General features: G+C 69.0%; 22 protein-coding genes. 15 read left to right on the plus strand and 7 right to left on the minus strand.

Annotated elements, in window-relative coordinates; translation table 11 throughout:
- The first annotated feature begins 21 nt into the window (after positions 1–21).
- Genes VHD82_RS09290 through VHD82_RS09300 form a run of 3 tightly spaced genes read left to right on the plus strand, consistent with a single transcriptional unit; the run spans position 22 to position 2,219 of the window.
- On the plus strand, positions 22–876 hold the full coding sequence (locus tag VHD82_RS09290) for a universal stress protein (RefSeq protein ID WP_325699603.1): 855 nt from the start codon (positions 22–24) through the stop codon (positions 874–876).
- Between the two features lie 19 nt (positions 877–895).
- Positions 896–1,468: a DUF3995 domain-containing protein gene (locus VHD82_RS09295; RefSeq protein WP_325699606.1), complete on the plus strand. Its 573-nt coding sequence runs from the start codon at positions 896–898 to the stop codon at positions 1,466–1,468.
- A complete protein-coding gene (locus tag VHD82_RS09300) occupies positions 1,449–2,219 on the plus strand; it encodes an enoyl-CoA hydratase/isomerase family protein (protein WP_325699609.1) in 771 nt (256 codons plus the stop codon). Before VHD82_RS09295 ends, VHD82_RS09300 begins: the two co-directional genes overlap by 20 nt.
- Before the next feature lie 850 nt (positions 2,220–3,069).
- Here VHD82_RS09300 and VHD82_RS09305 read toward each other — a convergent pair.
- Positions 3,070–4,203, minus strand: a complete 1,134-nt coding sequence (locus VHD82_RS09305) for an NAD(P)/FAD-dependent oxidoreductase (RefSeq protein ID WP_325699612.1) — start codon at positions 4,201–4,203, stop codon at positions 3,070–3,072.
- A 109-nt stretch (positions 4,204–4,312) separates the two neighbouring features.
- Here VHD82_RS09305 and VHD82_RS09310 point away from each other — a divergent pair, with 109 nt between their 5' ends.
- Positions 4,313–5,014 (plus strand): TetR/AcrR family transcriptional regulator, encoded by a 702-nt coding sequence (locus VHD82_RS09310; RefSeq protein ID WP_325699615.1) that lies wholly within the window; start codon positions 4,313–4,315, stop codon positions 5,012–5,014.
- Positions 5,015–5,093: 79 nt separating this feature from the next.
- On the opposite strand, the gene VHD82_RS09315 is transcribed toward VHD82_RS09310, so the two are convergent.
- On the minus strand, positions 5,094–5,720 hold the full coding sequence (locus VHD82_RS09315) for a TetR/AcrR family transcriptional regulator (protein WP_325699618.1): 627 nt from the start codon (positions 5,718–5,720) through the stop codon (positions 5,094–5,096).
- 141 nt (positions 5,721–5,861) lie between these two features.
- Here VHD82_RS09315 and VHD82_RS09320 point away from each other — a divergent pair, with 141 nt between their 5' ends.
- The 4 genes from VHD82_RS09320 (at position 5,862) to VHD82_RS09335 (ending at position 8,816) form a co-directional block, all read left to right on the plus strand.
- Positions 5,862–6,590, plus strand: coding sequence for an alpha/beta hydrolase (locus tag VHD82_RS09320; protein WP_325699621.1), 729 nt, complete (start codon positions 5,862–5,864; stop codon positions 6,588–6,590).
- 3 nt (positions 6,591–6,593) lie between these two features.
- On the plus strand, positions 6,594–7,040 hold the full coding sequence (locus tag VHD82_RS09325) for a YdeI/OmpD-associated family protein (RefSeq protein WP_325699624.1): 447 nt from the start codon (positions 6,594–6,596) through the stop codon (positions 7,038–7,040).
- A gap of 166 nt (positions 7,041–7,206) precedes the next feature.
- Entirely contained in the window at positions 7,207–7,575 is a 369-nt protein-coding gene (locus tag VHD82_RS09330) for a YciI family protein (protein WP_325699627.1), read from the plus strand.
- Positions 7,572–8,816, plus strand: a complete 1,245-nt coding sequence (locus VHD82_RS09335) for an RNA polymerase sigma factor (RefSeq protein ID WP_325699630.1) — start codon at positions 7,572–7,574, stop codon at positions 8,814–8,816. The genes VHD82_RS09330 and VHD82_RS09335 overlap by 4 nt, the downstream gene beginning before the upstream one ends.
- Positions 8,817–8,941: 125 nt before the next feature.
- Here VHD82_RS09335 and VHD82_RS09340 read toward each other — a convergent pair whose 3' ends face one another.
- Complete coding sequence (locus VHD82_RS09340) at positions 8,942–9,403, minus strand: nuclear transport factor 2 family protein (protein ID WP_325699633.1); 462 nt, start codon at positions 9,401–9,403, stop codon at positions 8,942–8,944.
- A gap of 449 nt (positions 9,404–9,852) precedes the next feature.
- Positions 9,853–12,630 carry an AAA family ATPase gene (locus VHD82_RS09345; protein WP_325699636.1) on the minus strand — a complete coding sequence of 926 codons (2,778 nt, stop codon included), beginning with the start codon at positions 12,628–12,630 and terminating at the stop codon, positions 9,853–9,855.
- Positions 12,631–12,748: 118 nt separating this feature from the next.
- Between VHD82_RS09345 and VHD82_RS09350 the strand changes: the two genes are divergently transcribed.
- Complete coding sequence (locus VHD82_RS09350; protein ID WP_325699639.1) at positions 12,749–13,966, plus strand: helix-turn-helix domain-containing protein; 1,218 nt, start codon at positions 12,749–12,751, stop codon at positions 13,964–13,966.
- Between the two features lie 7 nt (positions 13,967–13,973).
- Positions 13,974–15,044 (plus strand): helix-turn-helix domain-containing protein, encoded by a 1,071-nt coding sequence (locus tag VHD82_RS09355; protein ID WP_325699643.1) that lies wholly within the window; start codon positions 13,974–13,976, stop codon positions 15,042–15,044.
- A gap of 233 nt (positions 15,045–15,277) precedes the next feature.
- On the opposite strand, the gene VHD82_RS09360 is transcribed toward VHD82_RS09355, so the two are convergent.
- Positions 15,278–15,940, minus strand: coding sequence for a cutinase family protein (locus tag VHD82_RS09360; RefSeq protein ID WP_325699650.1), 663 nt, complete (start codon positions 15,938–15,940; stop codon positions 15,278–15,280).
- Between the two features lie 203 nt (positions 15,941–16,143).
- On the opposite strand from VHD82_RS09360, the gene VHD82_RS09365 reads away from it, so the two are divergent.
- Both VHD82_RS09365 and VHD82_RS09370 read left to right on the plus strand, forming a co-directional pair.
- Entirely contained in the window at positions 16,144–16,518 is a 375-nt protein-coding gene (locus tag VHD82_RS09365; protein ID WP_325699653.1) for a YidH family protein, read from the plus strand.
- Positions 16,515–16,799: a DUF202 domain-containing protein gene (locus VHD82_RS09370; protein WP_325699656.1), complete on the plus strand. Its 285-nt coding sequence runs from the start codon at positions 16,515–16,517 to the stop codon at positions 16,797–16,799. Before VHD82_RS09365 ends, VHD82_RS09370 begins: the two co-directional genes overlap by 4 nt.
- 446 nt (positions 16,800–17,245) lie before the next feature.
- On the opposite strand, the gene VHD82_RS09375 is transcribed toward VHD82_RS09370, so the two are convergent.
- Positions 17,246–17,974: a GntR family transcriptional regulator gene (locus VHD82_RS09375; protein ID WP_325699659.1), complete on the minus strand. Its 729-nt coding sequence runs from the start codon at positions 17,972–17,974 to the stop codon at positions 17,246–17,248.
- A 113-nt stretch (positions 17,975–18,087) separates the two neighbouring features.
- Between VHD82_RS09375 and VHD82_RS09380 the strand changes: the two genes are divergently transcribed.
- From VHD82_RS09380 to VHD82_RS09390, 3 genes are read left to right on the plus strand one after another with little or no spacing between them, the layout of a single operon-like run.
- On the plus strand, positions 18,088–18,921 hold the full coding sequence (locus VHD82_RS09380; protein WP_325699662.1) for a hypothetical protein: 834 nt from the start codon (positions 18,088–18,090) through the stop codon (positions 18,919–18,921).
- A complete protein-coding gene (locus VHD82_RS09385) occupies positions 18,918–19,691 on the plus strand; it encodes a CoA ester lyase (RefSeq protein WP_325699665.1) in 774 nt (257 codons plus the stop codon). The genes VHD82_RS09380 and VHD82_RS09385 overlap by 4 nt, the downstream gene beginning before the upstream one ends.
- Positions 19,692–19,732: 41 nt before the next feature.
- Positions 19,733–20,920: a CaiB/BaiF CoA-transferase family protein gene (locus VHD82_RS09390; protein WP_325699668.1), complete on the plus strand. Its 1,188-nt coding sequence runs from the start codon at positions 19,733–19,735 to the stop codon at positions 20,918–20,920.
- On the opposite strand, the gene VHD82_RS09395 is transcribed toward VHD82_RS09390, so the two are convergent.
- The gene (locus VHD82_RS09395; RefSeq protein ID WP_414637479.1) at positions 20,921–23,992 is read right to left on the minus strand and encodes an acetyl-CoA carboxylase family protein; all 3,072 of its coding nucleotides are present in this window, start codon (positions 23,990–23,992) and stop codon (positions 20,921–20,923) included. It lies immediately after the preceding gene.
- Between the last annotated feature and the right edge of the window lie 52 nt (positions 23,993–24,044).

Raw genomic sequence — 24,044 nt, forward strand, 5'->3', positions numbered from 1 at the left:
TTCGTTTCGTAGGTTCGGAGCATGACCGAATTCACGGGCGGCCCGATCGTCGTGGGCGTGGACGGGTCCGAAGCGTCGTTGCGGGCAGTGCGCTGTGCGGCGGAGGAGGCGCGCTGGCGGCATGCGCGGCTGCGGATCGTGCATGCGGTCGAACCACCGGCGTTCCATTTCACCAGCGGCTACGTGGACACCGCCGGAGTGCTGGTCAAGATGCGGGCCGAGGGCCAGCGGATCGTGACCGAGGCCGGGGAGACAGCAGGGGGTGCCGAGGTCGAGACGGCCGTGCCCACGATTGCGCCTGCCAAGGCGCTGCTCGCCGAATCGCGTGGGGCGCAGCTGCTGGTGCTGGGCATGACCGGGCAGAGCGCGTTCCCGGGCCTGATGGTGGGTTCGCTGCCGGCGACTCTGGCGGCGCACGCGCACTGCCCGGTCGCCGTGGTGCGCGGAGAGAGCCGACAGGGGCCGATCGTCGCGGGAATCGACGGCGGCCCGTGGTCCGACGCGGTGATCGGGGTGGCGATCGAGGAGGCGGCACATCGGGGTGTGCCGCTGATCGCCGCGCACGCGTGGAGCGACTCGGAGTTCGAGGGCGGGGCCGTGCGGCCGTACTTCGGCTGGGAGCCGGTGGCGGAGGCCGAGCGAGAGATCCTGACCGACACGCTCGCCGGGTGGCAGAACAAGTACCCGGAGGTCGTCGTCGAGCGCGTCTTCGTCCGCGACCGGCCGCGGCACCTGTTGCTGGAGTGGAGCCGCACCGCGCGCCTGGTGGTGGTCGGCAGTCGCGGGCGGGGCGGGTTCGCCGGGCTGTTGCTGGGATCCACCGGGCAGGCGCTGGTGCACCACGCCCTCGGGCCGGTACTGGTCGTGCGGAGCTGATCGCCGGTAACTTCGAGGTATGGGGGCACTCGAAGGTGTCAGCCGGCGATCACCGGTGACGAGGGACCGGATCGGCGTCGTCGCGGCGTACGTCGCCGGGGCGCTCGGCCTGGTGTACGCGCTGTTGAGCATCTACTGGACCGCGGGCGGGCAGTGGTTGGTCGACACTGTCGGCGGCCAGATCGAAGACCTCGCCCGCCGCGGCGGCGCGGCCGCGTTCGCCCTGGGCGCCGGCGCGACAGTGCTGAAGCTGGTCGGGGCGGCGATGGGCGTCTGGCTCGCGGTGACCCACGGCCGGCGGCGATGGCTGCTCGTGCTGTGCACACTGGCCGGTTCGCTCTTGATCGTCTACGGCGGAGTTCTCGTCGTGACCGGTGCACTCGTGCTCACCGGCGTGACCACCCCGGTCGGCGAGGTGGACTACACGGCCCTGACCTGGCACGTCGCACTGTGGGATCTGTGGTTCCTGGTGGGGCATCGCGTTTGCCGTCGCGGCGGTCGCCTTCCGCTCGAAGTGGCGGTAACCAGGGTGTCCATAGTGGACGGTGTAGCGCGGGTTCTAGGCTTCGGGTATGACGAAACTGGACATTGAGCCCTCGGGCCTCGCCGTGCTGACCATCGACGCCGGGCCGCTGAACCTGTACACCCCGGAGGCACACGAAGCCCTGGACAAGGCGCTGGACCGGGTGACCGGTGAGGTCAGGGCGCTGCTGATCCGGGCGGAGGGCAAGGTCGTCAGCGGTGGGGTCGACGTGCACCAGTTCGCGGCGCAGGAGACGCCCGAGCAGGCCAAGCAGCTGTTCGACCGGATGCTGGCCCTGCCGGACCGGATCGCGGCCCTGCCCGTGCCGACTGTCTTTGCCGCGCACGCTCTCTGCCTGACCTGGGCCTTCGAGGTCGCCGTCGCGTGCGATCTGATCCTGGCCGCCGAGCGCGCGAGCTTCGGCCTGGTCGAGAAGGTCGTCGGCCTGACTCCGACCATGGGCGGCACCCAACGCCTCGCCGCCCGCGCCGGTGTCGGGCGGGCCAAGGAGTTCGTCATGACCGGCGACCGCTACCCGGCGGCGACCTTGGAACGCTGGAACGTCGTGAACCGCGTCCTCCCGGACGACGGCTTCGACGAGGCAGCGCGCGCCTTCGCCACCACCCTGGCCACCGGCCCGACCCGCGCGCACGCGGCGACCAAACAGGTACTCGCCCACTTCGAACACGGCGGCGTCCCCGAGGCGAACGCGCACATCACCACTATCGCAGCGGACCTGTACCGGACCGAGGACCTGCGCTCAGCCGTCCGGTCCTTCCTCACGGAGGGCCCCGGCAAGGCAACCTTCACAGGCCGATAAGGCGTTTGGGGGCGGCGGGTGTGGCTTCCCGGCGCCAGCGGGGCCCGCTTCGCGTCGCTTGCCCCAGCTGGCTGTGTCTTGCTGCGCCTTTGCCGCGCCTTTGCCGCGCCTTGTTGCGCCTTGTTGCGCGGCCCCGTTTCGCCCCGTTTCGCGTTGCTCAGCCCACCCCTCCTCGCCCTGCTTCGTCTTGTTTCGCCCCCCGCCCGTGCCGAGTCTCGCTTCGCGCCGCCTCGCCCCATCCCCGCCCCGCTTCGCCCCATCCTGCCCCGTTTCGCGTTGCCCCGACCGATCCCGCCCATCCACGCCCCGCTTGGGTCCCGCCCCGCGCTGCTTCACCTCGCCTTGTTTCGCCTCGCCCTGCGCCTTGATTCGCTCCGCCAGCCCGCTTCGCCTTGACTTGCGTCGCCCTGCCGCGCCCCGCCCTGCCCTGCCCTGCCCCGCCCTGCGCTGCCCTGCCTCGCCCTGCCCTGCGCTGCCCGGCCTCGCCTGCGTCTTCCTTCGCGCTGCCCGCCGTTTCGTCCTGCTTTGCGTCGCGTCGCCCGCCGCTCTGCTCGGCTTTGCGCCGCGCCGCCTGCCGCTTCGCCCGGCTTTGCGTCGCGTCGCCCGCCGCTTCGCCCGCCTTGCGCCGCGCCGCCCTGCCCGCTTCACCTTGCTTCGTCGCGCGCCACTTCGCGCTACCGCGTTCGCCCCGCCCGGTCTCGCGCGGCCTCGCCCCGCGTCGCCTCGTACGATGCCGGTCTGCAGTTATCCCGCGCCGGCCTGCTTTGCCTCTATCGGCCTGCCCCCGGTCCACCTCGCCCGGCACCGGCTCGCTTGCGCTTGCCGCGTCCGCCCGGCCCGCCTCAGTGGCTCAGTCGGCCTGCTCCTGTCCGGTGAGCAATCTGATGAGGCTGTGGGGCGCGTTCTCTCCAAAGCAGAGCTCGAAATCGCGGGCGGCTTCGGCAGCGGCGTCCGTGCTGCGCGGAAACAGTGCCTGCTCGTATTCGGCCAGCGCGATCTCGGCCTCGCTGGGGTGGGCGGCGATGGCCTTGCCGAGTTCGGCGCCGTCCTGCATGGCCAGGTTGGCGCCTTCGCCGTTCGGAACCGAGAGATGCGCGGCGTCGCCGAGCAGGGTCACCCCCGGCGCCCGATCCCAGTTGTGCCCGATCGGCAACGCGTTGATCGGGCGCAGGACGGGCGCGGTGTCGCCGTCGGTGATCAGTGCGGTGAGCTCCGGCGCCCAGCCCTCGAACTCCTGCACGATCCGCGCGGTGGCCGCCGCGGAATCGGTGAAATCGACACCGGCGAACCAGTCCTGCGACTTGGACAGCACCACATAGGTGTGCAGGTTTCCGCCGCTTTCCCGGTGAGCCTGGATCCCCTTGCCCGGCACTTGTGAGAGCAGCGCCCCGCCACCGACCGTTTTCGCGCTGGCCGGGTGCCGGGTGTCACTGTCGAACAAGTAGGTCTCGATGAACGACGTGCCGACGTACTCGGGTGTAGCGCCGGAGAGCAGCGGCCGAACCCGCGACCAAGCGCCGTCCGCGCCGACCAACAGGTTCGTGATGACGGTGGCACCGTTGGCGAAGGTCACCTCGTGGTGGCCGTCACCGAGGGCGCGGACACCGCGGACCTTGTGCCCCCACTGGACGGTGCCGGGCGGGAGTGAGTCGATCAGGACCTGCCGCAGTTCGCCGCGCTGCACTTCGGGACGTCTGCCCGTGCCGTCGTCAGGTTCGTCGAGCAGGACCGTGCCGTGTCGATCAAGAATTCGCGTCGCCTCGCGGCCCTCCAGGATGAGGCTGCGGAACTCGTCGATCAGGCCCGCGGCCTGCAGTGCCGGCTGGCCGTTGTAGTCGTGGATGTCGAGCATCCCGCCCTGCGTGCGCGCGGTCGGGAAGGGCTCCGCCTCGTAGATCGTGGCCGGGATGCCGTGGACGTGCAGGACGCGAGCGAGCGTGAGACCGCCGAGTCCGGCGCCGATGATCGTGACTTCGGTGTTCATGATGGCTCCCTCAGGGATCGAGACCGCCCGGACAGTGCCGGCCGACCGTTCTGGAATGTCGTTCCATACTCATGTTGGAACGATGCTCCAGATATGTCAAGATGGCCGCATGGCACCACGAACGCGCAAGTCCGAGCGGCGTACTGATGCGCTTTCCCGGCAGCGCATCGTCGAGACTGCCGTCGAGATACTCGACAAGGCAGGTGAGAGCGGGCTTACCTTCCGGGCTCTGACCGAGCGTCTGGTCACCGGGCCCGGTGCGATCTACTGGCACGTGGCGAACAAAGGTGAGCTGCTCGACGCCGCGACCGACGCGGTCATCGCCGCCGCGCTGACGACTGCGCCCGCGAAGTCTCCGGACTCGCCGGAGAACCAGATCCACACCGTCGCGCTCGGCCTGTTCGACGCGATCGACCAACACCCGTGGCTCGCCACGCAGCTCTCGATCCAGCTTTCCCGTAGTCCCTGGGGGTCGGTGACGCCACGGATCTTCGAGAGCATCGGCAGGCAGGTTCGCGCGCTGGGCGTGCCCGAGGGCAGCTGGTTCACCGCGACCTCCGCGCTGGTGCACTACATCCTCGGCGCCGCCGGTCAGAACGCCGCGAACGGGCGCATCCCCGATCCCGGCGTGGACCGCGCCGAGTTCCTCGTCGCAGTATCGAGCGCGTGGGAGAAGCTCGACCCTGACGAATACCCGTTCACCAGGGCTGTTGCCAAGCAGCTGCGCGACCACGACGACCGCGAGCAGTTCCTCGCCGGCGTCGATCTCGTCCTCGCCGGCATCACCACCGTCCACCCGGTGCGCACGTAGCCGCTTCGATCACCACTTCGCGGGAACGGTCCAGTCGGCCATGACGGCGCGGTCAAGCTGTCGCCCAGCGGGCGACAGCTCAATGTTTTCCGTATGCCGCAAGGAAAACTCGAACCCCGGGCGCGGTGAGGCGAACCACGTCCGCGGGCGCGAGGGGCTGTTCCTGGCCGTGGAACAGCGCCCGGTCCAGCGGACGCCCCAGGATCAGGAAAGCGAAATGCTCGGCAGCGAGCATCGGATCCTCGACCGCCAGTACCCCCCGTTCCGCCAGTTCACCGAAACACTCGGCCAGCCGCGTCAACGTCCGCTCCGGCGCGCGCTCGTAATAGGTGCGGGCGAGTTCGGGCAGCCGTCCCGATTCGCCGATGATCAGCCGTCGCAGCCGGATCACAGGGGGCTGCAGGACGGCCGCGAGATACCGGCCCGCCAGTTCGTGCAGCGCCTTCTCCAGGTCGCCGGCATCGGTCAGCGCCCGGATTTCGGTCCCGAACGGTTCGGCGACGGCGTCGAGGGTGCCCAGAATGATGTCGGTGAACAACCTTTTCTTGTCTGCGAAGTTCTTATACACGGTCTGCTTGGAGACCGCGGCGGCCGCCGCGATCTCGTCCATGCTCGTGTCCTGGTAGCCCTTTTCGAGAAAGATCCGGGTCGCGGCGTCGACGATCGCCTGTCGTTTACGGGCTGATCGGTTCAGATCATCGGGCATTGCGACCTCCTCGGCGAGAACTAGACTGTCCAGTACTCGACAGAGTACTGTGCCGTCCAGTACTGAGAGGATGCCGAATGGCCACTGTCTTCTCAAGACGGCACCACCCTCACCTACGACCGCGCCGGCTCCGGACCGCCGGTGGTGATTGTCGATGGTGCGCTGTGTCATCGGGCCTTCGGCCCGAGCGGCCCGCTGGCCGAGATGCTGAAGTCGAACTTCACGGTCTTCACGTATGACCGCCGAGGACGTGGCGGCAGTGGTGACACCCCGCCCTATTCGGTCGAACGCGAGGTCGAAGATCTCCAATCCATGCTGCAGGAAGCCGGTGGCTCCGCATTCGTCTACGGCGCCTCGTCCGGGGCAGGCCTGGCCCTTGAAGCCGCGAAACACCTCTCCGGCATAACGAAACTTGTCGTGTACGAACCACCTTTCGTCGTGGACGACAGCCGTCCTCCGGTGCCGGAGGACTATCCGGCGCGAGTAGCCGCCGCCGTCGAGTCCGGACGCCGTGGTGAGGCCGTCAAGCTGTTCATGAAGTCAACGGGCGCACCAGGGTTCTTCGTTGCGATCATGCCGTTGGTCGCTCCGTGGGCGAAGCTGAAAGCCGTGGCGCACACCATCTCTTACGACCTCACAATCATGGCCGCGCATCAGCGTGGCCGCCCCCTGCCTGTGGAGGAGTTCGGCAGGGTCGCGGTGCCGACCTTGGCGATGGCCGGAGGCAAGAGTCCACGGTGGATGCAGCAGAGCGTGCGCGCAGTCGCCTTGTCCGTCCCCGAGGCCCGTTTTCAGGTACTGCCCGGACAGAACCATATGGTCAAACCCCAGCCCCTCGCGCCGGTGCTGATCGAGTTCTTCGAGGAGTGACCCATGAAGTTCCGTGCCGAGCTCCGGCTGAATGGCAAGACTGCGACCGGCATCCAGGTACCCGACGAGATCGTGGCCTCGTTCGGCTCTCGCCGGCCGGCAGTGCGCGTGACGATCAACGGGCACAGCTATCGCAGCACCGTGGCGGCGATGGGTGGTGAGTTCCTCCTTCCCGTGAGTGCGGAAAACCGGCAGGCCGCCGGTATCTCGGCGGGGGACGAGGTCGACGTTGACCTCGAGGCCGACACCGAACCGCGCGAGGTGACGGTCCCGGATGATCTCGCCGAGGCCTTCGCTGGGGACAGCGAGGCCCGTGATTTCTTCGCAGGTCTTTCCTACAGCCATAAGCGCGCCTACACGCTCTGGATCGACGGCGCCAAGAAGCCGGAGACCCGGCGACGCCGCGTCACTCAGGCCGTCGAGATGCTGCATGAGAAGCGTCGGCGCTGAGACGCGGCGAGGTTTTCACTGGCAGCTTCCTTCCTGTGGACAGGTTCCGCGACAAGGTCCGTGCCGATGACGAATACTCCGCAGCGGGTGTCGAGATGGCGCCGGTCGCTCCGACTTGTCTGCGAGAGGACACACCGGGGCCATCCCGCGAACCGAGGAGCGAGATATGAAATACCTGCTGATCATGCACATGAACCCGAAGATCTGGGACTCCCTGACCGAGGATGAGCGCAACGCCGTGATGAGCGGGCACGAGCCGTTCATCGCCACGATCCGCGAATCCGGTGAGATGATCAGCACCGAGGCGCTCGGTGATCCGTCGACCAGTGCCGTGGTGACGGTGACCGGCGGGACGCCGGTGGTGACCGACGGCCCGTTCCTGGAAACCAAGGAGTATCTCGCCGGGTACTACCTCGTCGACTGCGAGACCAGGGAGCGCGCGCTCGAGTTGGCCGCGATGATTCCCGACGCCGCGATACAGGGAATGGGCGTCGAAGTCCGGCCGGTGATGTTCTCCGCCGGAATGGAGATGTGAGTACCGCCGCCGGGATCGGGGACCTGCTGCGCGAGTCGGCGCCGCAGGTCCTCGGCGTGCTCACCCGTCGGTACGGCGTGTTCGACGCCTGCGAGGACGCTGTCCAGGAAGCATTGCTGGCCGCCGCGGTCCAATGGCCCGAGGAGGGAGTGCCGTCGAGTCCGCGTGCCTGGCTGATAACGGTCGCGTCCCGCCGGCTCGTGGACCTGACCCGAAGTGAGGAGGCCCGTCGCCGGCGCGAGGAGTTGGTCGCGGCGATGGATCCCCTCGAGATTCCCGGGCCGGACGACCGTCCTTCGGACGACGACGACACCCTGACCCTGCTGTTCTTGTGCTGCCATCCAGAGCTTTCGGCAAGTTCGCAGATCGCGCTCACCTTGCGCGCGGTCGGTGGCCTGACCACCGCCGAGATCGCCAGGGCATTCCTGGTGCCGGAAGCGACCATGGCGCAACGGATCAGTCGTGCGAAGCAGCGGATCAAGAAGTCCGGGGTCTCGTTCCGGATGCCGCCGTCGGACAAGCGGGCGGCGCGGCTGCGTGTGGTCCTGCACGTGCTCTACCTGATCTTCAACGAGGGTTATGCCGCCACGTCCGGCGATCAGCTGCATCGCACCGATCTGACCGGTGAAGCGATCAGGCTGACCCGGCTCGCGCACGCCCTGCTGCCTGGTGAAGATGAACTCACCGGGTTGTTGGCGCTCATGTTGCTGACCGACGCCCGCAGGCCGGCGCGCACGGACTCGCGAGGATTCCTTGTCCCGCTTGCCGAACAGGACCGAACCCGCTGGGATCAGGCCGAGATCACCGAGGGAACCGACCTGGTGGCCTCTTCGCTTGCCCACGGTGAACTCGGGGAATACCAACTGCAGGCGGCGATCGCCGCGGTACACGCCGAGGCGTCCGGCATGGCGGATACCGATTGGCCGCAGATTCTTGTGCTGTACCGGATTCTCGACCGGATCGCGGCCAACCCGATGATCACTCTCAACCGCGCGGTGGCCCTCGCGATGGTCGAGGGCCCGCGCGCCGGGCTCGATCTGCTCGACACTGTCGCGACCGACAGTCGCATGGCCGGCCATCACCGGCTCGAAGCCGCCCGCGGGCATCTGCTGGAGATGACCGGGGACATCGCCGCGGCACGCGAATGCTTCCGCAGCGCGGCCCGCCGGACGCCGTCCATTCCCGAACGCCGTTACCTCGAGGCCCAGGATGCGCGCCTGGCCCCGGCGGAGAACGTTTGACGTAGGCACTGTGTGTGCCACAGCTTTCGACCACGGACCGCGGCCGATGACTCGCATTCGGGAACGAGGTGCCTTGCACCCCAACGGGTTGCGTGCGGTTCGAGTGCCGCGGAAGATCGCTCGAATCAGCCGGCGAGCCAGGGACAGCGCGCCGTGTCCTTGCCCGCGTGGTCCGGGTCGAGGTAGATGAACACGCGCTGGACTTTCCAGTCGCGCACCTCGAACACGTCGCACCAGCGCCCCGCGGCCCGGTCCGGAACACCGGCCCGCCAGGAGCCGTCCTGGTGCTCGCCGTGGCTGGTGCCTTCCGCGACGAACATGTCGCCGCCGGAGAAGATCCAGTTGAAGCTCGCGTAGTCGTGGCGGATCGACCGGATCGTGCCGCCGACGTCGCCGAAGAGCTTGCCGATCTCGGCCTTGCCGTTGGCCAGCCCCCATTTCGGGAAGTAGACCTGTGCGTCTTCGGCGAACAGATCCAGGATTCCGTCGCCGGAGCTGGTGACCCCACCGTTGTCGAAGGCTTTGAGGTACTCCAGTGCCACCGACTCGCGTTGCTCGCCGGTCATCGTCTGGGTGGACAGCGCCATCGCCGTCTCCTTCCGTCTGTCCCCGGTGTCCCAAGAACGGCAGCCTGCCGTCGATGGTCGAATTCATGGTGATGCCCCCTCGTTGCTGAGACCACCACGTTAGCGGTCTTCGGGGCCGCCCGGCATCTGCCAAAAGACAGATTTTCTTTTCGGCCGAGACGCGCTACCGTCGAGATCACCGCCCGCTTCGAGGCGGTGGAACCAGGGGGAGTGATCACGTGCGTTTCGTTGCGTCCATCCCGTCTTCGTGTGACAGAATTCGCCAGGAAGATGTTGTGGTACAAGGAAAGTTGTGCGATCTGCCGACGGTTGAGGTCGACGTGCGACATCGGGCGAAGCCGGCGGCTGTCGGTAGCGGCCCTTGAGTTTCGCAACGGAGGATCCCGCGGCTCATGGATGATTCTTCACGTTTCGATCACCCGTTCGTGTAGCTGATGCCGTGCCGGGTTTCAGTGGAAGAACGCGGTGAGTTCGACGCGGGAGCGGATCCCCAGTTTGGCGAAGATGTTCCGGAGGTGATGTTCGACCGTCCGGGGGCTCAGGAAGAGTTGGGCGGCGATTTCACGGTTTGTGGCACCTTCGGCCACGAGACGTGAGATCTGGGTCTGTTGTGGTGTCAGCTCCACCGATGCCGGCTCTGCGCGGTCCACGGCCTCGCCCGCCGCGCGTAGCTCGGCCCGGGCACGGTCTGCCCAGTAACCGGCTTCGTAGCGTTGGAACGTCTTCCACGCGTTGCGCAGGTGGTTGCGGGCGGCGCGAGGTTTGCGGTTGCGGCGGAGACGTTCCCCGTAGAACAGCTCCGTCTTGGCGAGTTCGAACGGGCGATCACTGGCGCGGTGCAGGCGCAGTGCCTCCCGGAAACGCTCGTCGGCTTCGTCGTCGTCGGCCACAAGGGCTTGGCAGCGTTGGGAAAGCGCGAGGTGCGCCGGATTCATCGTCGCGCACGCCCAGCTGTCGAAGGTCTCCAGTACGGCGGTCGCGGCAGCGTGTTCGTCGCAGCGCACTGCCGCCTCGATGAACTGAGGAGTGGCCATTACCCGGATGAAGGGATTGGAGTTGTCAGCACCGGTCAGCACCGGGCGTAGCCGTGTCAGCGCGTCGGCGGGCCGGTCGTCGGCGAGGTCGAGGCAGGCCAGTGTCCAGGCGCTTGTCGCGGAAGGCCGGGCCAGCCCCCGTTTGGCGGCCTCGCCGGCCGCGTTTTCCAGGCGCAGCAGCGCCTTTTCCCGGTCGCCCAGCAAGGCGGCGACCAGAGCGAGCATGGTGAGGTGATTGATCGCGCAGTTGTGCTGCCCGGCCACCTGTGACAAGCGGAGTCCGTCGACCGAGGACGCCACCGCCGCGCTGTAGTGATCCAGCCGCAGGGCCGAATGAGCAAGGAACTCCAGTGCCCAGGGAGCCAGGACGGAGTTGCCGTCGCCGAGGGCGGCATCCACGGCCTGGGCGGCCAGTTCCTGGGCCCGCTTGTCGTCCCCGATCACCAGGGCCGCCAGACAGGCCCAGGTTTTGGGTGCGCATCCGGGGAGAAGTTCGGCGGACTTCGTGACTCGCTGCAGAGGGTCGCGAGCTTCGTCGTGGCGTCCGCCGAGCGTGGCCGCCAGTCCATCGAAATGATCGAACATGAGTTGCAGCAAAGGAGGTTCTTCAGGACGTGACAACGCGCTCGCGCGTTCCGCGGTCGCGAAGAAGCCGGCGACATCACCGGCAAGGCAGCTGGCTTCACCGGCATACATCAGGGCGGTGGCGGCCAGTGGCAGGTGGGACTCGGTGAGGCCGTCCGCGGCGTCGAGGAGGAGACGACGGCCGATGGGCGGAGTCCCGTCACGGAGTTCGATCTCGCCCTGGAGAAGATCGGCGAGTCCGCGGACGCTGGCGTCGCAGGTGAGTGGACGGAGACGGTGCAGCAGCGCGCGGCTGCGCTGGGTCCGCCCGGCGAGCCAGCAGTCTCGGGCGGCGGAAAGGAGACGCAGTGCCTTGACGGTCGGATCCGGTGTGAGATCGGCGGCCTGCTGACAGGCACGGGCAGATGCTTCGTAGTCCCTCGATCTTCGGGCTGTCGCGGCGGATTCCTCGAGTTCGTCGGCCAACTGCCCGTTGGGGGTGGGGGAGATGGCTGCCCGGTGCGCGAGCGCGCGGAGATGGCGTTCTTCGCTGTCGAGGACCCGTGCCAGCAGTTCGTGCGTCCACTGACGTTCGGGCAACGGCATGTCGGCGTACAGCGAGGAGCGAACCAGCCGGCTGGGAGTCTCCACGAGGCCGCCCTGGTCCAGCAGGAGGCCCGACGAAGTGGCTTCTTCGATGGCTGCCAGGTCGATTCCGGTTTCGGCGGAGAGCCGGACCACCGTATCGACGTCGAGCCACTCGTCTGCCGCGGTCAACCGGACCAGGCTGCGTGCGTCCGGGGACAAATGCTCGAACTTGCGGCGGAACTCGGCGCGGAGCGGACTGTCCGCGGGAAGTGCGACCGGCGGTGCGCTCGTGCCCGCTAGCTGGCCGGTGGTCAATGCCTCCGCGAGTTCGGTCAGCGCGCGCGGATTGCCCGAAGCCAGGGAAACGAGTTCCTCGACCAGATCCGTTGGCAGGCCATCGGGGACGCGCTCGTCGAGCAACTGTCGGCTCGCATTGTCGTCGAGTGGCTCCAACGTCAGACGCGGGAATTCCGCCGGCCCGGGTGAACTGCTGGCCAACAGGAACACGACCGGGTCGGTGCCGAGCCGGCGTGCGGCGAAAAGCAAGGCGTGCCGGGATTTCTCGTCGAGCAGGTGCAGGTCGTCGGCGCAACACAGTACCGGGCTCTCCTGGCCCAGATCGGTTAGCAAGGAGGTGAGTGCCGAACAGAGTGAGAACTCGTCCAGTGGTGCGGGATCCGGTTCGCTGTCGTCAAGGTCACAGCCGACCACCGGTGCCAGGGTGGCGGCGTGTCGTTGGGAGAGCGAGGAAATCCGGTCCGCGAGCGGCCTGAGCAGCTGATTCAGCCCAGCGAGCGAAAGCGCTTTCTCGCTTGCCACACCACGGATGTGCAGTACCGCGAAACCTTCGGCAGCGGATTGGGCGGCGGTCAACAGCGCGGTCTTGCCAACGCCGGTTGTTCCGTGGATCTCGACGGCGCCACCGCGGCCTTCACGTGCGGATCGCAGCAGGTCGGCAACGGTGGCGAGCTCGTGGTCGCGGCCGTGCAGGCTCGGCGGAAAGCCGGTGGGGACAGCGGAAAACCCGTTCTCAACGGACATACCGACAGTGTTGCTCTTTGGTAACGGTAAGGGAAGGGACTGGTGATTTCACCGATGCAGCGGGTCGCCGACGGGCCACAAGATGCGACGCCTGGTCCGCTGAGTTCAGGAGACGGTGATGCACGCAGGAAACGCGGTGGTGGAGGGTGGGCGCCTGGCCGTGATGGAGGAGCGAAGACGGCGGTTGGCGATGCTGCTGCGGCCGGAGTTGCCCAGCCTCGTCGACGAGATCGTGCGCGAGATCCGCCGCTGTGTGCCCGAATACGGCCGTCCGCTCGACGAAGCCGACACCACAGTGCTGCGGAACCGGGTGGAGTACGCGGTAAAGCTGTTCGTGGATCTGCTCGAATATCCGCACCTGGCCAGAACCGACGCCGAGCGCACCTTTCGCAGTATCGGCCGCGCGGAAGGGCACGCGGGCCGCACGCTCGACCAACTGCACGCGGCGTTGCGGATTGGTGGGCGGGTGGCCTGGCGCCGGGTGGCCAGGGTGGAACGCCAGCGTTCGCTGCCCGCTGTCGATGTCTCGTGGCTGGCCGACCGGCTTTTCGTGTTTCTCGACGAACTGGCGGCCTTGTCCGTCAAGGGATATCGCGAAGCGCAGACCCGGGCCAAGGACGCCGGGCGCGGGATGCGGCGGCGGCTGCTGCAGCTGATCCTCAAACGCCCCGCGGTGTCCCGGGCGGCGATCACCGAACTGGCCAGGACGGTCCGCTGGACGGTTCCGGAACAGTGCGCGCTCGTGGCCGTGGACGCCGAACCGAGTGGTCATGTCCGTGCCGACCCCATGCTGGGCCCGGACATCCTGGCGGATCTCCGGGAACCGGAACCCTGCCTGCTGTTACCGGGCCCGGTGACCACCGAGCGGTTGCAACGGCTGTCGGCCGCGTTCCACGGGGCGCATGTCGCGGTCGGCCCGACGGTCGCGATCACCGATGCAACGGCGTCGTTGCGATGGGCCCGTCAGGCGCTGCGGCTGGTGGGTGACGGCGTGCTGCCGGACATGCCGGTCACGGTGTGCGGGGACCATTGGTCGACGCTGTGGCTGCTTGGTGATCCCGGCTTGCTGAAGCAGGTCACGAAGCGACGGCTGTCGCCGCTGAACGTGTTGCCGGCCAAACAGCGTGCCCGGCTGGCGGGCACGTTGTTCGCCTGGCTCCAGTCGCAGGGGAATGTGCAGGACACGGCGTCGAAGCTGGCCGTGCATCCGCGAACGGTGCGCTACCGGATGCGGCAGGTCGAGGAGATCTTCGGCGAGGATCTGCGTGATCCGAACGCCCGATTCGAGATCGAGGCCGCCTTGCGGGCGCTCAAGCTGCTCGGGGTGGAGTATTGAGCCCGTCGTGATCTCCGGTGCCATGGCGGCCTTGATCCGCGACGACGTGCTCGCCACGGTGGGCAGGTCGGTGCCGGGGCCGGTGGCCGAGCGGCTACTCGCCGACTACCTGGCCGCCGTCACCACCAGCTTCGAATGGACCGAGGAACGACGCGGGTTCCATGCGCTGCATGCGGATGCCGCCAGGGCCGTGCTGCGGGCGTTGTGGCGGCGGCTGGAGGCGCTCGTACGCGACGGGCAGCTGCAATTGGATGCGGTGTGGCGGCTCGGCGACATCGCACTCGCCGCGCGTGACGCCATCGACGCCACCGCGGCCGCACACCACCGACTCCTCGGCCAGCTGTTGTCCGAGCGGCAGAGCGAGCGACGTGCCGCTCAGCGCACGGCGCGCCAGGTCGGCTGGCCGATGCCCGAGAAACTGTGCATGGTCGTGCTCAGCCGGCCGACATCCGAGCTGCCCGTTCGGTCGCTGGCCGATCTGGCCCATGAAGTGCCGAGAGTGCTCGTCCCGGATCCCGACGGTCGCGACTGGGTGCGGTGCTTCGCGGGACAGCGCGTGGTCGTCGGCCCGGTGGTGCCGCCGACCGAGGCGTCCCGATCGCTCGAACAAGCCTTGGAGGTCGGGCAACTGGTGCACGCCGGGTTCATCGCCGCGGACGAGGTCGTGTGGTGCGACGAACATCTTCGGGCCCTGCTGTTGATGCGCAACCGGGGGTTGATCCGGCAGCTGGGGGACCGGACGCTGGCTCCGCTGAAGCAGATGGAGCCGAAGAAGCGTGCGCGTTCGTGGGAGACGCTGCTGGCCTGGCTCCGGGCGCGCGGGAACCTCGCCGAGGTCGCCGAAATCCTGCGGCTCCATCCGCAGACCGTGCGTTACCGGATGAAGGAGCTGCACCGGCTCTACGGCGACAGCCTGGACGATCCAGGCTTCCGTCTCGACCTGGAATTGGCTTTGCGTGGGCTGTCCGCGCTCTACGCCGGGCAGGTCGGGCGGGACAGCGTCCCGCCGCTGGTGAACGTGCTGCGGGCGCGGGGCCTGCCCGATCTGGCGGACCAATACTCGGGGGACTCCGTGTGATCGAGGTGGCCGGCGCCCCAACAGGGGCCGCATGACCTGGTTTCTGGGGACACCATGCCCTCACGACCGCCGACCAAGATCGCAGGGCACGACCAGGCACGCCCATCGGGCATGGGGGGGCCACGACCGCGGGCAAAAGACATCGGCGCCCCGGGCGGGTGGCGCCGATGCCTCTGTTGTGGTTGGGACGGGCGTCTGCCGTCCGGCCAGGGATACCTACGCTCCAGGGATACCTACGACGCAGCCTTCACCTTGTCGGCGGCGAACTGGGCTGCCTTCGTGGCGCTGCCGTCGAAACCGTACGTCAGGTGGGCGAGCACGTTCACACCGTTCGCGCACACCGGGTCGCCGACATTGCACAGGTCGATGGCCCGGCTCCCGTAAGTCGGGCTGTTCGCGGGAATGTTCTGGCCGAACAGTCGCAGCGGATTGCCGAAAACGGCAATTGCCGCGATCTTGGACGCCAATGCGGCCGGAATGGTCTCACCGCTGCCGAGCACGGTAGGGATGCCGATCGAGATATCGGTGACGCTCGCGCCCTGCGAATAACCGCCCAGTACGAATTTCGTGCCGGGGCATGATGCGGCGACCGAAGTGACGTGCCGGGTCATGTCGGTGGCGCCGGGGCCGGCACTTGTCTGCGCGAGATCCGCGGCGTAGTCCACCGCATACGAGCTCACTGTCTTCCCGGGAAGATCCGCTTTCACGGCATCGGCGAACGGGCCGCCCGTGATGCCGAGACCGGGCAGCTCACCCGAACCGCGGGCGAACACGACATCCACGTCGGAACAGGTGGCGGCCGACGAGGTCGCGGTGCCGAGCACGATCGTGCTCATCGCCGCGGCGGTGGCGCAACCGCCCGCGACGAGACGGCGCGCGAGACGAGAAACAGGCATGACGGATTTCTCTTCACGGAAAATGACAATGAAAAAGACCGACCGCTGGCGGTGGAATTACCGGCAGGGTCGTCGAAAAGCTACCGCTGTCCCGAAAAGTCGACAAGAATAGCGCGGTGACAAATCCGGGGGCACATTTCATAAAGCGGCTATGAAGGGTCGGGTGAAACCGGTCCTCCGGGCGGCGGCTACCGTGCTGAACCATGCACGATGAACCGGGCCGCCGCCCGCACTGGTACGAGGAAGGCGAGGAACCCGACTACCGGTTCACCCTGGCCAACGAGCGCACGTTCCTCGCCTGGCTGCGCACGGGCCTGGCGCTGCTGGCCGGCGCGGTCGCGCTGGCCCAGTTCGTCCCCGAGTTCTCGATCACCGCACTGCACACCGTCCTGGCGGTGCTGCTCGCTGTGACAGGCACCCTGCTGTCCGCGTTCGCCTACCGGCGCTGGGCCCAGGTCCAGCGCGCGATGCGCCACGGACGCCCGCTGCCGATGACCTGGCTGCCGTTCGTGATCGGCTGGGCGGCCGCGATCGCGGGTGCGGTGGTACTGGTTCTCGTGCTGGCACAACCACGGTGAGGCGTGATCGCGGGCTGCAGCCGGAGCGCACCGCGCTGGCCTGGCAACGCACCTCGCTCTCCGCCGCGGTGCTGGCCGTCCTGCTTGTCCGGCACGGGATTGTCGGCCACGCGCACTTGGAGATCGCGGCCGGGGCACTGGCGGCGGCCCTCGTGGCGCTGTCCGGCTTCGCCGCGCGGGCGGTGCCCAGCACGGGCGCGTCCCGGCGGCGGCTGATGCTCGCCGCGGCGGTGGTGGCGGGTGCGGGGGTGCTCACCACGATCCAGCTGTTCACGGCCTGACCGGGGCGGACCGGTCTTGCTGCGGCGGGCTGTCCGGTGTGGCGGGACGCCTGAGTGGAGCGGGACGCCTGAGTAGAGCGGGGATCGGCTGACTGCGGGCCGCCGGATGGTGGGGAGACTGGCTGTGGGCCGCCGGGTGGTGTGTGGGAGGCTGGCTGTGGGCTGCCGGGTGGTGTGTGGGGCGGCTGGCTGTGGGCTGCCGGGTGGTGTGCGGGGATCGGCCGACTTCGGGCCGCCGGATGGTGTGCGGGGGGCGACGGCGCGCCGTCGGGTGGGGTGTGGGGCGGCCGACTGCGCGCTGCCGGGTGGGGTGCGCGGAGGCTCACTGCGGGACGCCTGAACGGAGCGCGGTCGCCTGACTGCGGCAGGCTGGCTGCGGGCCGCCCGGTCGTGTGCGGGCATGCCGGCCGCGAGGCACCTGCTCGTGGCCGACGCCGCGCTTGGGTTCAGGACGGGTGGCGGCGCAGGCGTACCCGGTACGAATAGTGCTCGGGCAGGAAATGGCTGACCGCCAGTTCCACCGGCTTGCCGCTGGAGGCCAGGTACAACCGGTCGATCCGCAGCAGCGGCCGCTCCACCTCGCAGCCCAGCTGCTCAGCGACCGCGCTGCCGGCGAGTGCGACGGTGACGCTTTGCTCGGCCTCGGCGATCGGGTCGGGCAAGCGGCCTTCGAGTAACCCGATGATCGTCGCGCGGCTCGATGCCTCCGGTTCGGTCAGCTCCGGCGCTGACTCCAGCAGCCTGCCTACCTCCGGCGGCAGGAACACGGTGGTCAGGCAGAACGGCACGGTCGCGTGCAGGCGCAGGAACGACAGCTCGAACACCCTGTCCGACTCCAGCCGCAACCGCCCGGCGGCATCCACGTCGATGCGCGGCCGCAGGGGCGAGACCAGGCGCATGTCGGTGTCGACGGACAGCGCCATCAGGTCCTCGATCGAACCGAACTGCCGCAGGTAGCGCCCGTCCGGCCGGGACGCGAACGTGCCACGCCCCGGCACGCGGTGGACCAGGCCCTCGGCGACCAGGTCCTGGAACGCGCGGCGCACGGTCTGGCGGCTCACCCGGTGCGTGCTCGCCAGCTCGCTTTCCGTCGGCAGCCGCACCCCTTCGGGGAAATCCTGGCGCAGGATCCCCTCCCGCAGCTCCCGTGCCAGCCGCACGTAGGCGCTGTCCATCGGACATTTGTACGGCCAAATCCGCAACCGGTCAATCGTTGTGGTTGACGGGGAAGCGATCTCCGTTTGAAACTAGGCGAAGCATTTGTACGGCCGAACGACAAGGGAGTGGCATGGACCTGGGCGGATATGTGACGGACTGGCGTCCAGGGCCGGTGCACGCGGCCGACGAGCTGCCGCCGGGGCCGGCAGGCGCGCTGTCGGCGGTGTTCGACCAGGCCTCGCCGGCCGGGGCGCTGCCGCCGCTGTGGCATTGGCTCTACTTCCTCGACTGGCCGGGGCAAAGCGAACTCGGCGCCGACGGGCACCCGCGCGACGGGCATTTCCTCCCGCCGATCCCGGATCGCCGCCGGATGTTCGCCGGTGGCCGTCTTGAGGTCCGCCGGTCGCTCGAGCTGGGCAAACGGGCCGAGAAGGTGAGCACTCTGGGTGAGGTCGCGGTCAAACAGGGCCGCACCGGCGAGATGATGTTCGTGACCGTGCGCAGCGAGTTCAGCCAGGACGGCGAGGTGCGCGTGGTCGAGGAGCAGGACATCGTCTACCGCTCCGGCGAGGACGAGCGCCGCGGCGGGCTGCTGCAGCTGGACAGCGCCGACGCGCCTGCGTCGGACGCCGAGTGGCAGCTGGACAAGCGCCCCGACTCGCGGCTGCTCTTCCGGTTCAGCGCGCTGACCGCGAACGCGCACCGCATCCACTACGACGAGCCCTACGTCACCGGGGTCGAGGGCTATCCCGGGCTCGTCGTGCACGGCCCGTTGCTGATCCTGTTGATGCTGGAACTGGTGCGGGACAAGGAGGTCCGGTCGCTGTCGTACCGGCTGCGCAAGCCGCTGTTCGTCGGCGAGCACCTGCGCGCGCTGGGCGACCCGGCGGGCGAGGGCGCGACGTTGCGCGTTGCGTCCGGCCGGGACGAACGGCACGCCACGGCGGAAGTGCGGTTCGCGTGATCGCCGCGGCTCGTGCGCTGTTGTTCGTGCCCGGCGACCGTGCCGAGCGGTTCGCGAAGGCTGCCGCCTCGGGCGCGGACGGGGTGATCCTCGACCTGGAGGACGCGGTAGGTGAGGCGGACAAGGACGCGGCGCGCGCCGCGGTCGACGAGTGGTTTTCGGCGGGGAACAAGGGGATCGTGCGGATCAACGGGGCGGGCACCCCGTGGTTCCAGGCTGATCTTGACCTCGTCGTGAAGCACGGCTGCCCGGTCGTGGTGCCCAAGGCCGAGGACCCGGGAGTGCTCGGCGGGATCGACGTGCCGCTGGTGCCGATCATCGAGACCGCGCGTGGCGTCGAAGCCGCGACGGCGGTCTGCTCGGCGCACAACGTCGTGCGGGTGGCGTTCGGCAGCGTGGACCTGGCGACGGATCTCGGCGTTCGGCACGACGATCAGCTCGCGCTCGGGTACGCGCGGTCCCGGCTGGTGATCGCCAGCGCGGCGGCGGGGATCGCGCCACCACTGGACGGGGTGACCACGAACCTCGCCGACGAGGCCGTGCTCGAGGACGACATCCGGCATGCCCTGCGGCTCGGGTTCGGGGGCAAGCTGTGCATCCACCCGAAGCAGGTTTCGCTGGTGCGTAAGGGTTTCTCCCCGTCGGAGGAGGAGCTGGAGTGGGCGCGGAAGGTGCTCGCTGCCGGGGACTCGGCGGTGGCGGTGGACGGCCAGATGGTGGACCGCCCGGTGGTGGAACGCGCGCGGCGGTTGCTTGCCCAGCAGGGCTGAACCCCGGGTGGATTGGCTTGTTCGACGGTGAGGAGGTCGATGTGACGGAGCTGCCGCTGGACGGAATCACCGTCGTCGCGCTCGAACAGGCCGTCGCGGCGCCGCTGGCCACGCGCCAGCTGGGCGACCTCGGCGCCCGGATCATCAAGATCGAGCGGGTGGACGGCGGGGATTTCGCCCGCGCCTACGACACTTCGGTGCGCGGCATGGCCTCGCATTTCGTGTGGCTCAACCGTGGCAAGGAATCCGTGGCGCTCGACGTGAAGAGCGACGAGGGTTCGGCGCTGCTGAAGGAACTCATCGCGCGCGCCGACGTGTTCGTACAGAACCTCGCGCCCGGTGCGGCGGCTCGCCTCGGACTGGATGCGGAGACCCTCCGCGCCGGTCACGAGGAGCTGGTCGTGGTCGACATGTCGGGTTACGGCTCCTCGGGCCCGTACCGGGACCGGAAGGCGTACGACCTGCTGGTGCAGAGCGAAGCCGGGCTGGTGTCGATCACCGGCAGCCCCGAGGCACCAGCGAAGACGGGCGTGCCGACGGCGGACATCGCGGCCGGGATGTACGCCTACTCCGGGATTCTCGCGGCGTTGTTCCGCCGGATGCGGACCGGCACGGGCGCGCATCTGGAAGTGTCCATGTTGGACGCGGTCGCGGAGTGGATGGGGCATCCGCTCTACCTCGCCGCGCACACCGGTCAGCAGCCGCCGCGCACCGGGCTCAGCCATCCGATCATCGCGCCCTACGACGCGTATCCGACGGCGGACGGCGACGAGGTGCTGATCGGGATCCAGAACGACCGCGGCTGGGTTCAGCTGGTCACGAAGGTGATCGACCGGCCGGAGCTGGCCGAAGATCCCGAATATGCGACGAATGTCGCCCGGGTGCGCAATCGGGCGCTGGTGGACGAGGCCGTCGCGGCGAGCACCCGGCAGTGGGACGCCGAGGACCTGGTTCGCAAGCTGGACGCGGCCGGGATAGCGTCGGCGCGGGTCAACTCGGTGCGGCAGCTGATCGAGCATCCGCAACTGTCCGAACGCGACAGATGGCGGCCGGTGGACACCCCGGTGGGCAGCATCGACGCGTTGCTGCCGCCGGTGACGTTCGCCGACGTGGAGGCGCGGATGGGTGCGGTGCCGGCGCACGGCGAGCACACCAGCGCGGTGCTCGCCGAGCTGGGTCGCCGCGGGGACGAGGCCGGGCTGCGGGAGCGCGGGATCGTCGGCCCGTAGTCACCAGGTGTCGACGCAGGGGCGGCCGGGCACGGGGCCGCCGTCGAGCAGGGTGGTGATCCAGCGGCGGGAGTCGGCCGGGTCGATGACGTCGTCGATCTCGAACGCCGAAGCCACGTTCGCCGCCTTGCCGCGTTCGTACTCCGCGGCCACCATTTCGTCGAATTTCTCCTTGCGTGCCAACGGGTCCTCGATCGCTTCGAGTTCCTTGCGGTAGCCGAGCCGGACCGCGCCCTCCAAGCCCATCGGGCCGAACTCGCCGGTCGGCCAGGCGACGACGAAGCGCGGCTCGTGGAACCCGCCCGCGGCCATCGCCTGCGCGCCGAGGCCGTAACCCTTGCGCAGCACGATGGTGCCGAACGGCACGGACAGGCTGCCGGCGGTGACGAACATCCGGCTGACGTGGCGCACGGTCGCGGTGCGCTCGGCCTCCGGGCCGACCATGAAACCCGGGGTGTCGCACAAGGAGAGCACCGGCAGGCCGTAGGCGTCGCACAGCTGCAGGAAACGCGCGATCTTGTCCGCCGCCGGTGAGTCGATCGCGCCGCCGAGGTGCGCGGGGTTGTTCGCGATCAGGCCGAGCGGGCGCCCTTCGACCCGGATCAGCGCGGTGATCGCGCCGAGGCCGAAGTCGCGGCGCAGTTCCAGCACACTGTCCACATCGGCCAGACCGTCGACGACCGCGCGCACGTCGTACACGCGCAGGCGGTTCTCCGGGATGCTGTGCCGCAACAGCCGCTGATCCGGAGTGTCCCAAGTGGACTCCGGCCCCTGGAAGTACGACAGGTAGCTGCGCGCCAGCCGGACCGCGTCCGCGTCGTCGGCCGCCATCAGGTCGATCACGCCGTTGGCGCGCTGGACGCCGGCCGGGCCCACCTCGTCGGGGTGGAACACGCCGAGCCCGCCGCCTTCGATCATCGCCGGGCCGCCCATCCCGATGGACGCCTCGGGTGTCGCGATCACCACGTCGGAACAGCCCAGCAGCGCGGCATTCCCGGCGAAGCAGCGTCCCGAAGCGATACCGACGAGCGGAACCTTGCCGCTCAGTCGCGCGTAGCGGGCGAACGCTTCGCAGTCCAGCAGCGTGACCCCGGCACCGTCGGTGTCGCCTGGCCGTCCGCCACCGCCTTCGGCGAAGAGCACGACCGGTAGCCGGGAGCGTTCGGCGAGCTCGAACATGCGATCTTTCTTGGCGTGCCCGCGCATTCCCTGCGTGCCGGCGAGCACCAGGTAGTCATACGACATCGCGATGACCTTCGACCCGTTGACGATGCCGACACCCGCGACGAGCCCGTCGGCGGGGGTGCGCTCCATCAGGTCGTGGATGCTGCGGCGCCCGCGCTGCGCGGCTATCGCGAGCGCGCCGTACTCGACGAAGTCCTCGCACAGATCGGCGATGTTCTCGCGTGCTGTCCTGCGCCCGGCCGCGTGCCTGCGCGCCACGGCCTCCGGTCGCGCGTCGTCCTCGGTGAGCGCCCGGCGGTCGAGCAGGGCCGCGAGATCGGGGCGCGGGTTGTCGAGATCCAGCTCGGTTTTCCCCGCGACGGCACCGGTTTCCACTTCCCCGGGAGTGAGGACGGCGAGCCGCTGTCCCGCCGTGACGATGTCCTCCGGTTTCACGAGCAGCTCGGCCACGGTGCCGCTGACCTGCGCGGCCACCGTGTGTTCCAGCTTCATCGCTTCGAGCACGAGCAGCACGGTGCCCGCCGCCAGCGGATCACCGACCGCGTGCGTGATCTCCACGACCGTGCCCGTCATCGGGGCGGTGACGACCTCACCGCCGCCCGTCGCGACCGGCAGGTCCGGCAGGATCTCGTCGACGAACGAGGTGTAGGCCGGGATTTCCTCGCGGGATAACAGGTCCCGCAGCAGATCCCGGTTGGTGCCGACCCCTTCGATGCGGAACTCGGCGAGCGCGTGCCGGGCTTTCCGCACCGCCGCGGGCAGATCCGGCGCGTGGGCGATCACCTTGGCCAGCATCGAGTCGTACCGCGGATTCGTCTCGTACCCGGCATATCCGCAGCCGTCCACCCGCAGGCCCGGCCCGCCCGGCGGTTCGTAACGTTCGAGCGTGCCGGGCTGCTCGACGTTCACCCGCGCCTGCACCGCGAACCCGCGGGGCTCGGGCAGTGTGGGCAGCGGCTCGCCCGCGGCGATGCGGAACTGTGTCTGCACGAGGTCGACGCCGGTGACCTCCTCGGTGACCGTGTGCTCGACCTGCAACCGCGGATTGGCCTCCAGGAAGAACCACTCCCCGCCGCTGACCAGGAATTCGAAGGTGCCCACGCCGACATAGCCGGCGCGCCGCGCGAGCTTCGCCGCCGCTTCGGCGAGGTCCGCTCGCTGGGGCACGTCGGGGGCGGGCGCGATCTCGATGAGCTTTTGCTTGTGGCGCTGGAGACTGCAATCGCGGTCGCCCAGTACCGCGACGCTGCCGTGCGCGTCCGCGACCACCTGGACCTCGATGTGCCGCGCCCGCTGCAGCAGCCGCTCGACGAACACCTCACCGTTGCCGAACGCCGACAGCGCCTCCGACCGGCAGCGTCGCATCGCTTCGGCCAGATCCTCGCCCGGCGCGACCGCGCGCATCCCGCGCCCGCCGCCGCCCGCGACAGCCTTGATCATCACCGCGGAACCTTCGGCCAGAAAGCGTTCGGCTTCCTCCGCCCCGCCACCGGCGATCACCGGCACGCCCAGTTCCGCCGCGAGCCCGCGCGCCTTTGTCTTGTCGCCCAGCAGTTCCAGCGTTTCCGGTCTCGGCCCGATCCACACCAGGCCCGCCTCGACACAGGCGCGGGCGAACTCGGCGTTCTCGGAGAGGAACCCGTATCCCGGGTGGACGGCGTCGCAACCCGCCGATTTCGCCGCGGCTATCAGGGCTGCGCCATCGAGATACGCCGCCGGGCCACTCCGCGGGAGAGACACGGCGCCCGAAGCGAGCCGGACATGCAGAGCGTCGGCGTCGTCCTCCGCGTAGACCGCGACCGCTTCGAGATCCGACTCGGCCGCCGCACGCAGCACGCGCACCGCGACTTCACCACGATTGGCGACCAGCACGCGCACCACCGTCACCGCCTTGGACCCGGGGCAAGATCACCCCAGCGTCACCGGCGGGCCGGTGCGC

Origin of the sequence: Amycolatopsis sp., assembly GCF_035546795.1 — a bacterium.
Classification (GTDB): domain Bacteria; phylum Actinomycetota; class Actinomycetes; order Mycobacteriales; family Pseudonocardiaceae; genus Amycolatopsis_E.

Bases quoted from the DNA above. Each gene is read 5' to 3' on its own strand.
- VHD82_RS09290 (WP_325699603.1), top strand. From the start codon at position 22: ATGACCGAATTCACGGGCGGCCCGATCGTCGTGGGCGTGGACGGGTCC.
- VHD82_RS09295 (WP_325699606.1), top strand. From the start codon at position 896: ATGGGGGCACTCGAAGGTGTCAGCCGGCGATCACCGGTGACGAGGGAC.
- VHD82_RS09300 (WP_325699609.1), top strand. From the start codon at position 1,449: ATGACGAAACTGGACATTGAGCCCTCGGGCCTCGCCGTGCTGACCATC.
- VHD82_RS09305 (WP_325699612.1), bottom strand. From the start codon at position 4,203: ATGAACACCGAAGTCACGATCATCGGCGCCGGACTCGGCGGTCTCACG.
- VHD82_RS09310 (WP_325699615.1), top strand. From the start codon at position 4,313: ATGGCACCACGAACGCGCAAGTCCGAGCGGCGTACTGATGCGCTTTCC.
- VHD82_RS09315 (WP_325699618.1), bottom strand. From the start codon at position 5,720: ATGCCCGATGATCTGAACCGATCAGCCCGTAAACGACAGGCGATCGTC.
- VHD82_RS09325 (WP_325699624.1), top strand. From the start codon at position 6,594: ATGAAGTTCCGTGCCGAGCTCCGGCTGAATGGCAAGACTGCGACCGGC.
- VHD82_RS09330 (WP_325699627.1), top strand. From the start codon at position 7,207: ATGAAATACCTGCTGATCATGCACATGAACCCGAAGATCTGGGACTCC.
- VHD82_RS09340 (WP_325699633.1), bottom strand. From the start codon at position 9,403: ATGGCGCTGTCCACCCAGACGATGACCGGCGAGCAACGCGAGTCGGTG.
- VHD82_RS09345 (WP_325699636.1), bottom strand. From the start codon at position 12,630: ATGTCCGTTGAGAACGGGTTTTCCGCTGTCCCCACCGGCTTTCCGCCG.
- VHD82_RS09350 (WP_325699639.1), top strand. From the start codon at position 12,749: ATGCACGCAGGAAACGCGGTGGTGGAGGGTGGGCGCCTGGCCGTGATG.
- VHD82_RS09360 (WP_325699650.1), bottom strand. From the start codon at position 15,940: ATGCCTGTTTCTCGTCTCGCGCGCCGTCTCGTCGCGGGCGGTTGCGCC.
- VHD82_RS09365 (WP_325699653.1), top strand. From the start codon at position 16,144: ATGCACGATGAACCGGGCCGCCGCCCGCACTGGTACGAGGAAGGCGAG.
- VHD82_RS09375 (WP_325699659.1), bottom strand. From the start codon at position 17,974: ATGGACAGCGCCTACGTGCGGCTGGCACGGGAGCTGCGGGAGGGGATC.
- VHD82_RS09380 (WP_325699662.1), top strand. From the start codon at position 18,088: ATGGACCTGGGCGGATATGTGACGGACTGGCGTCCAGGGCCGGTGCAC.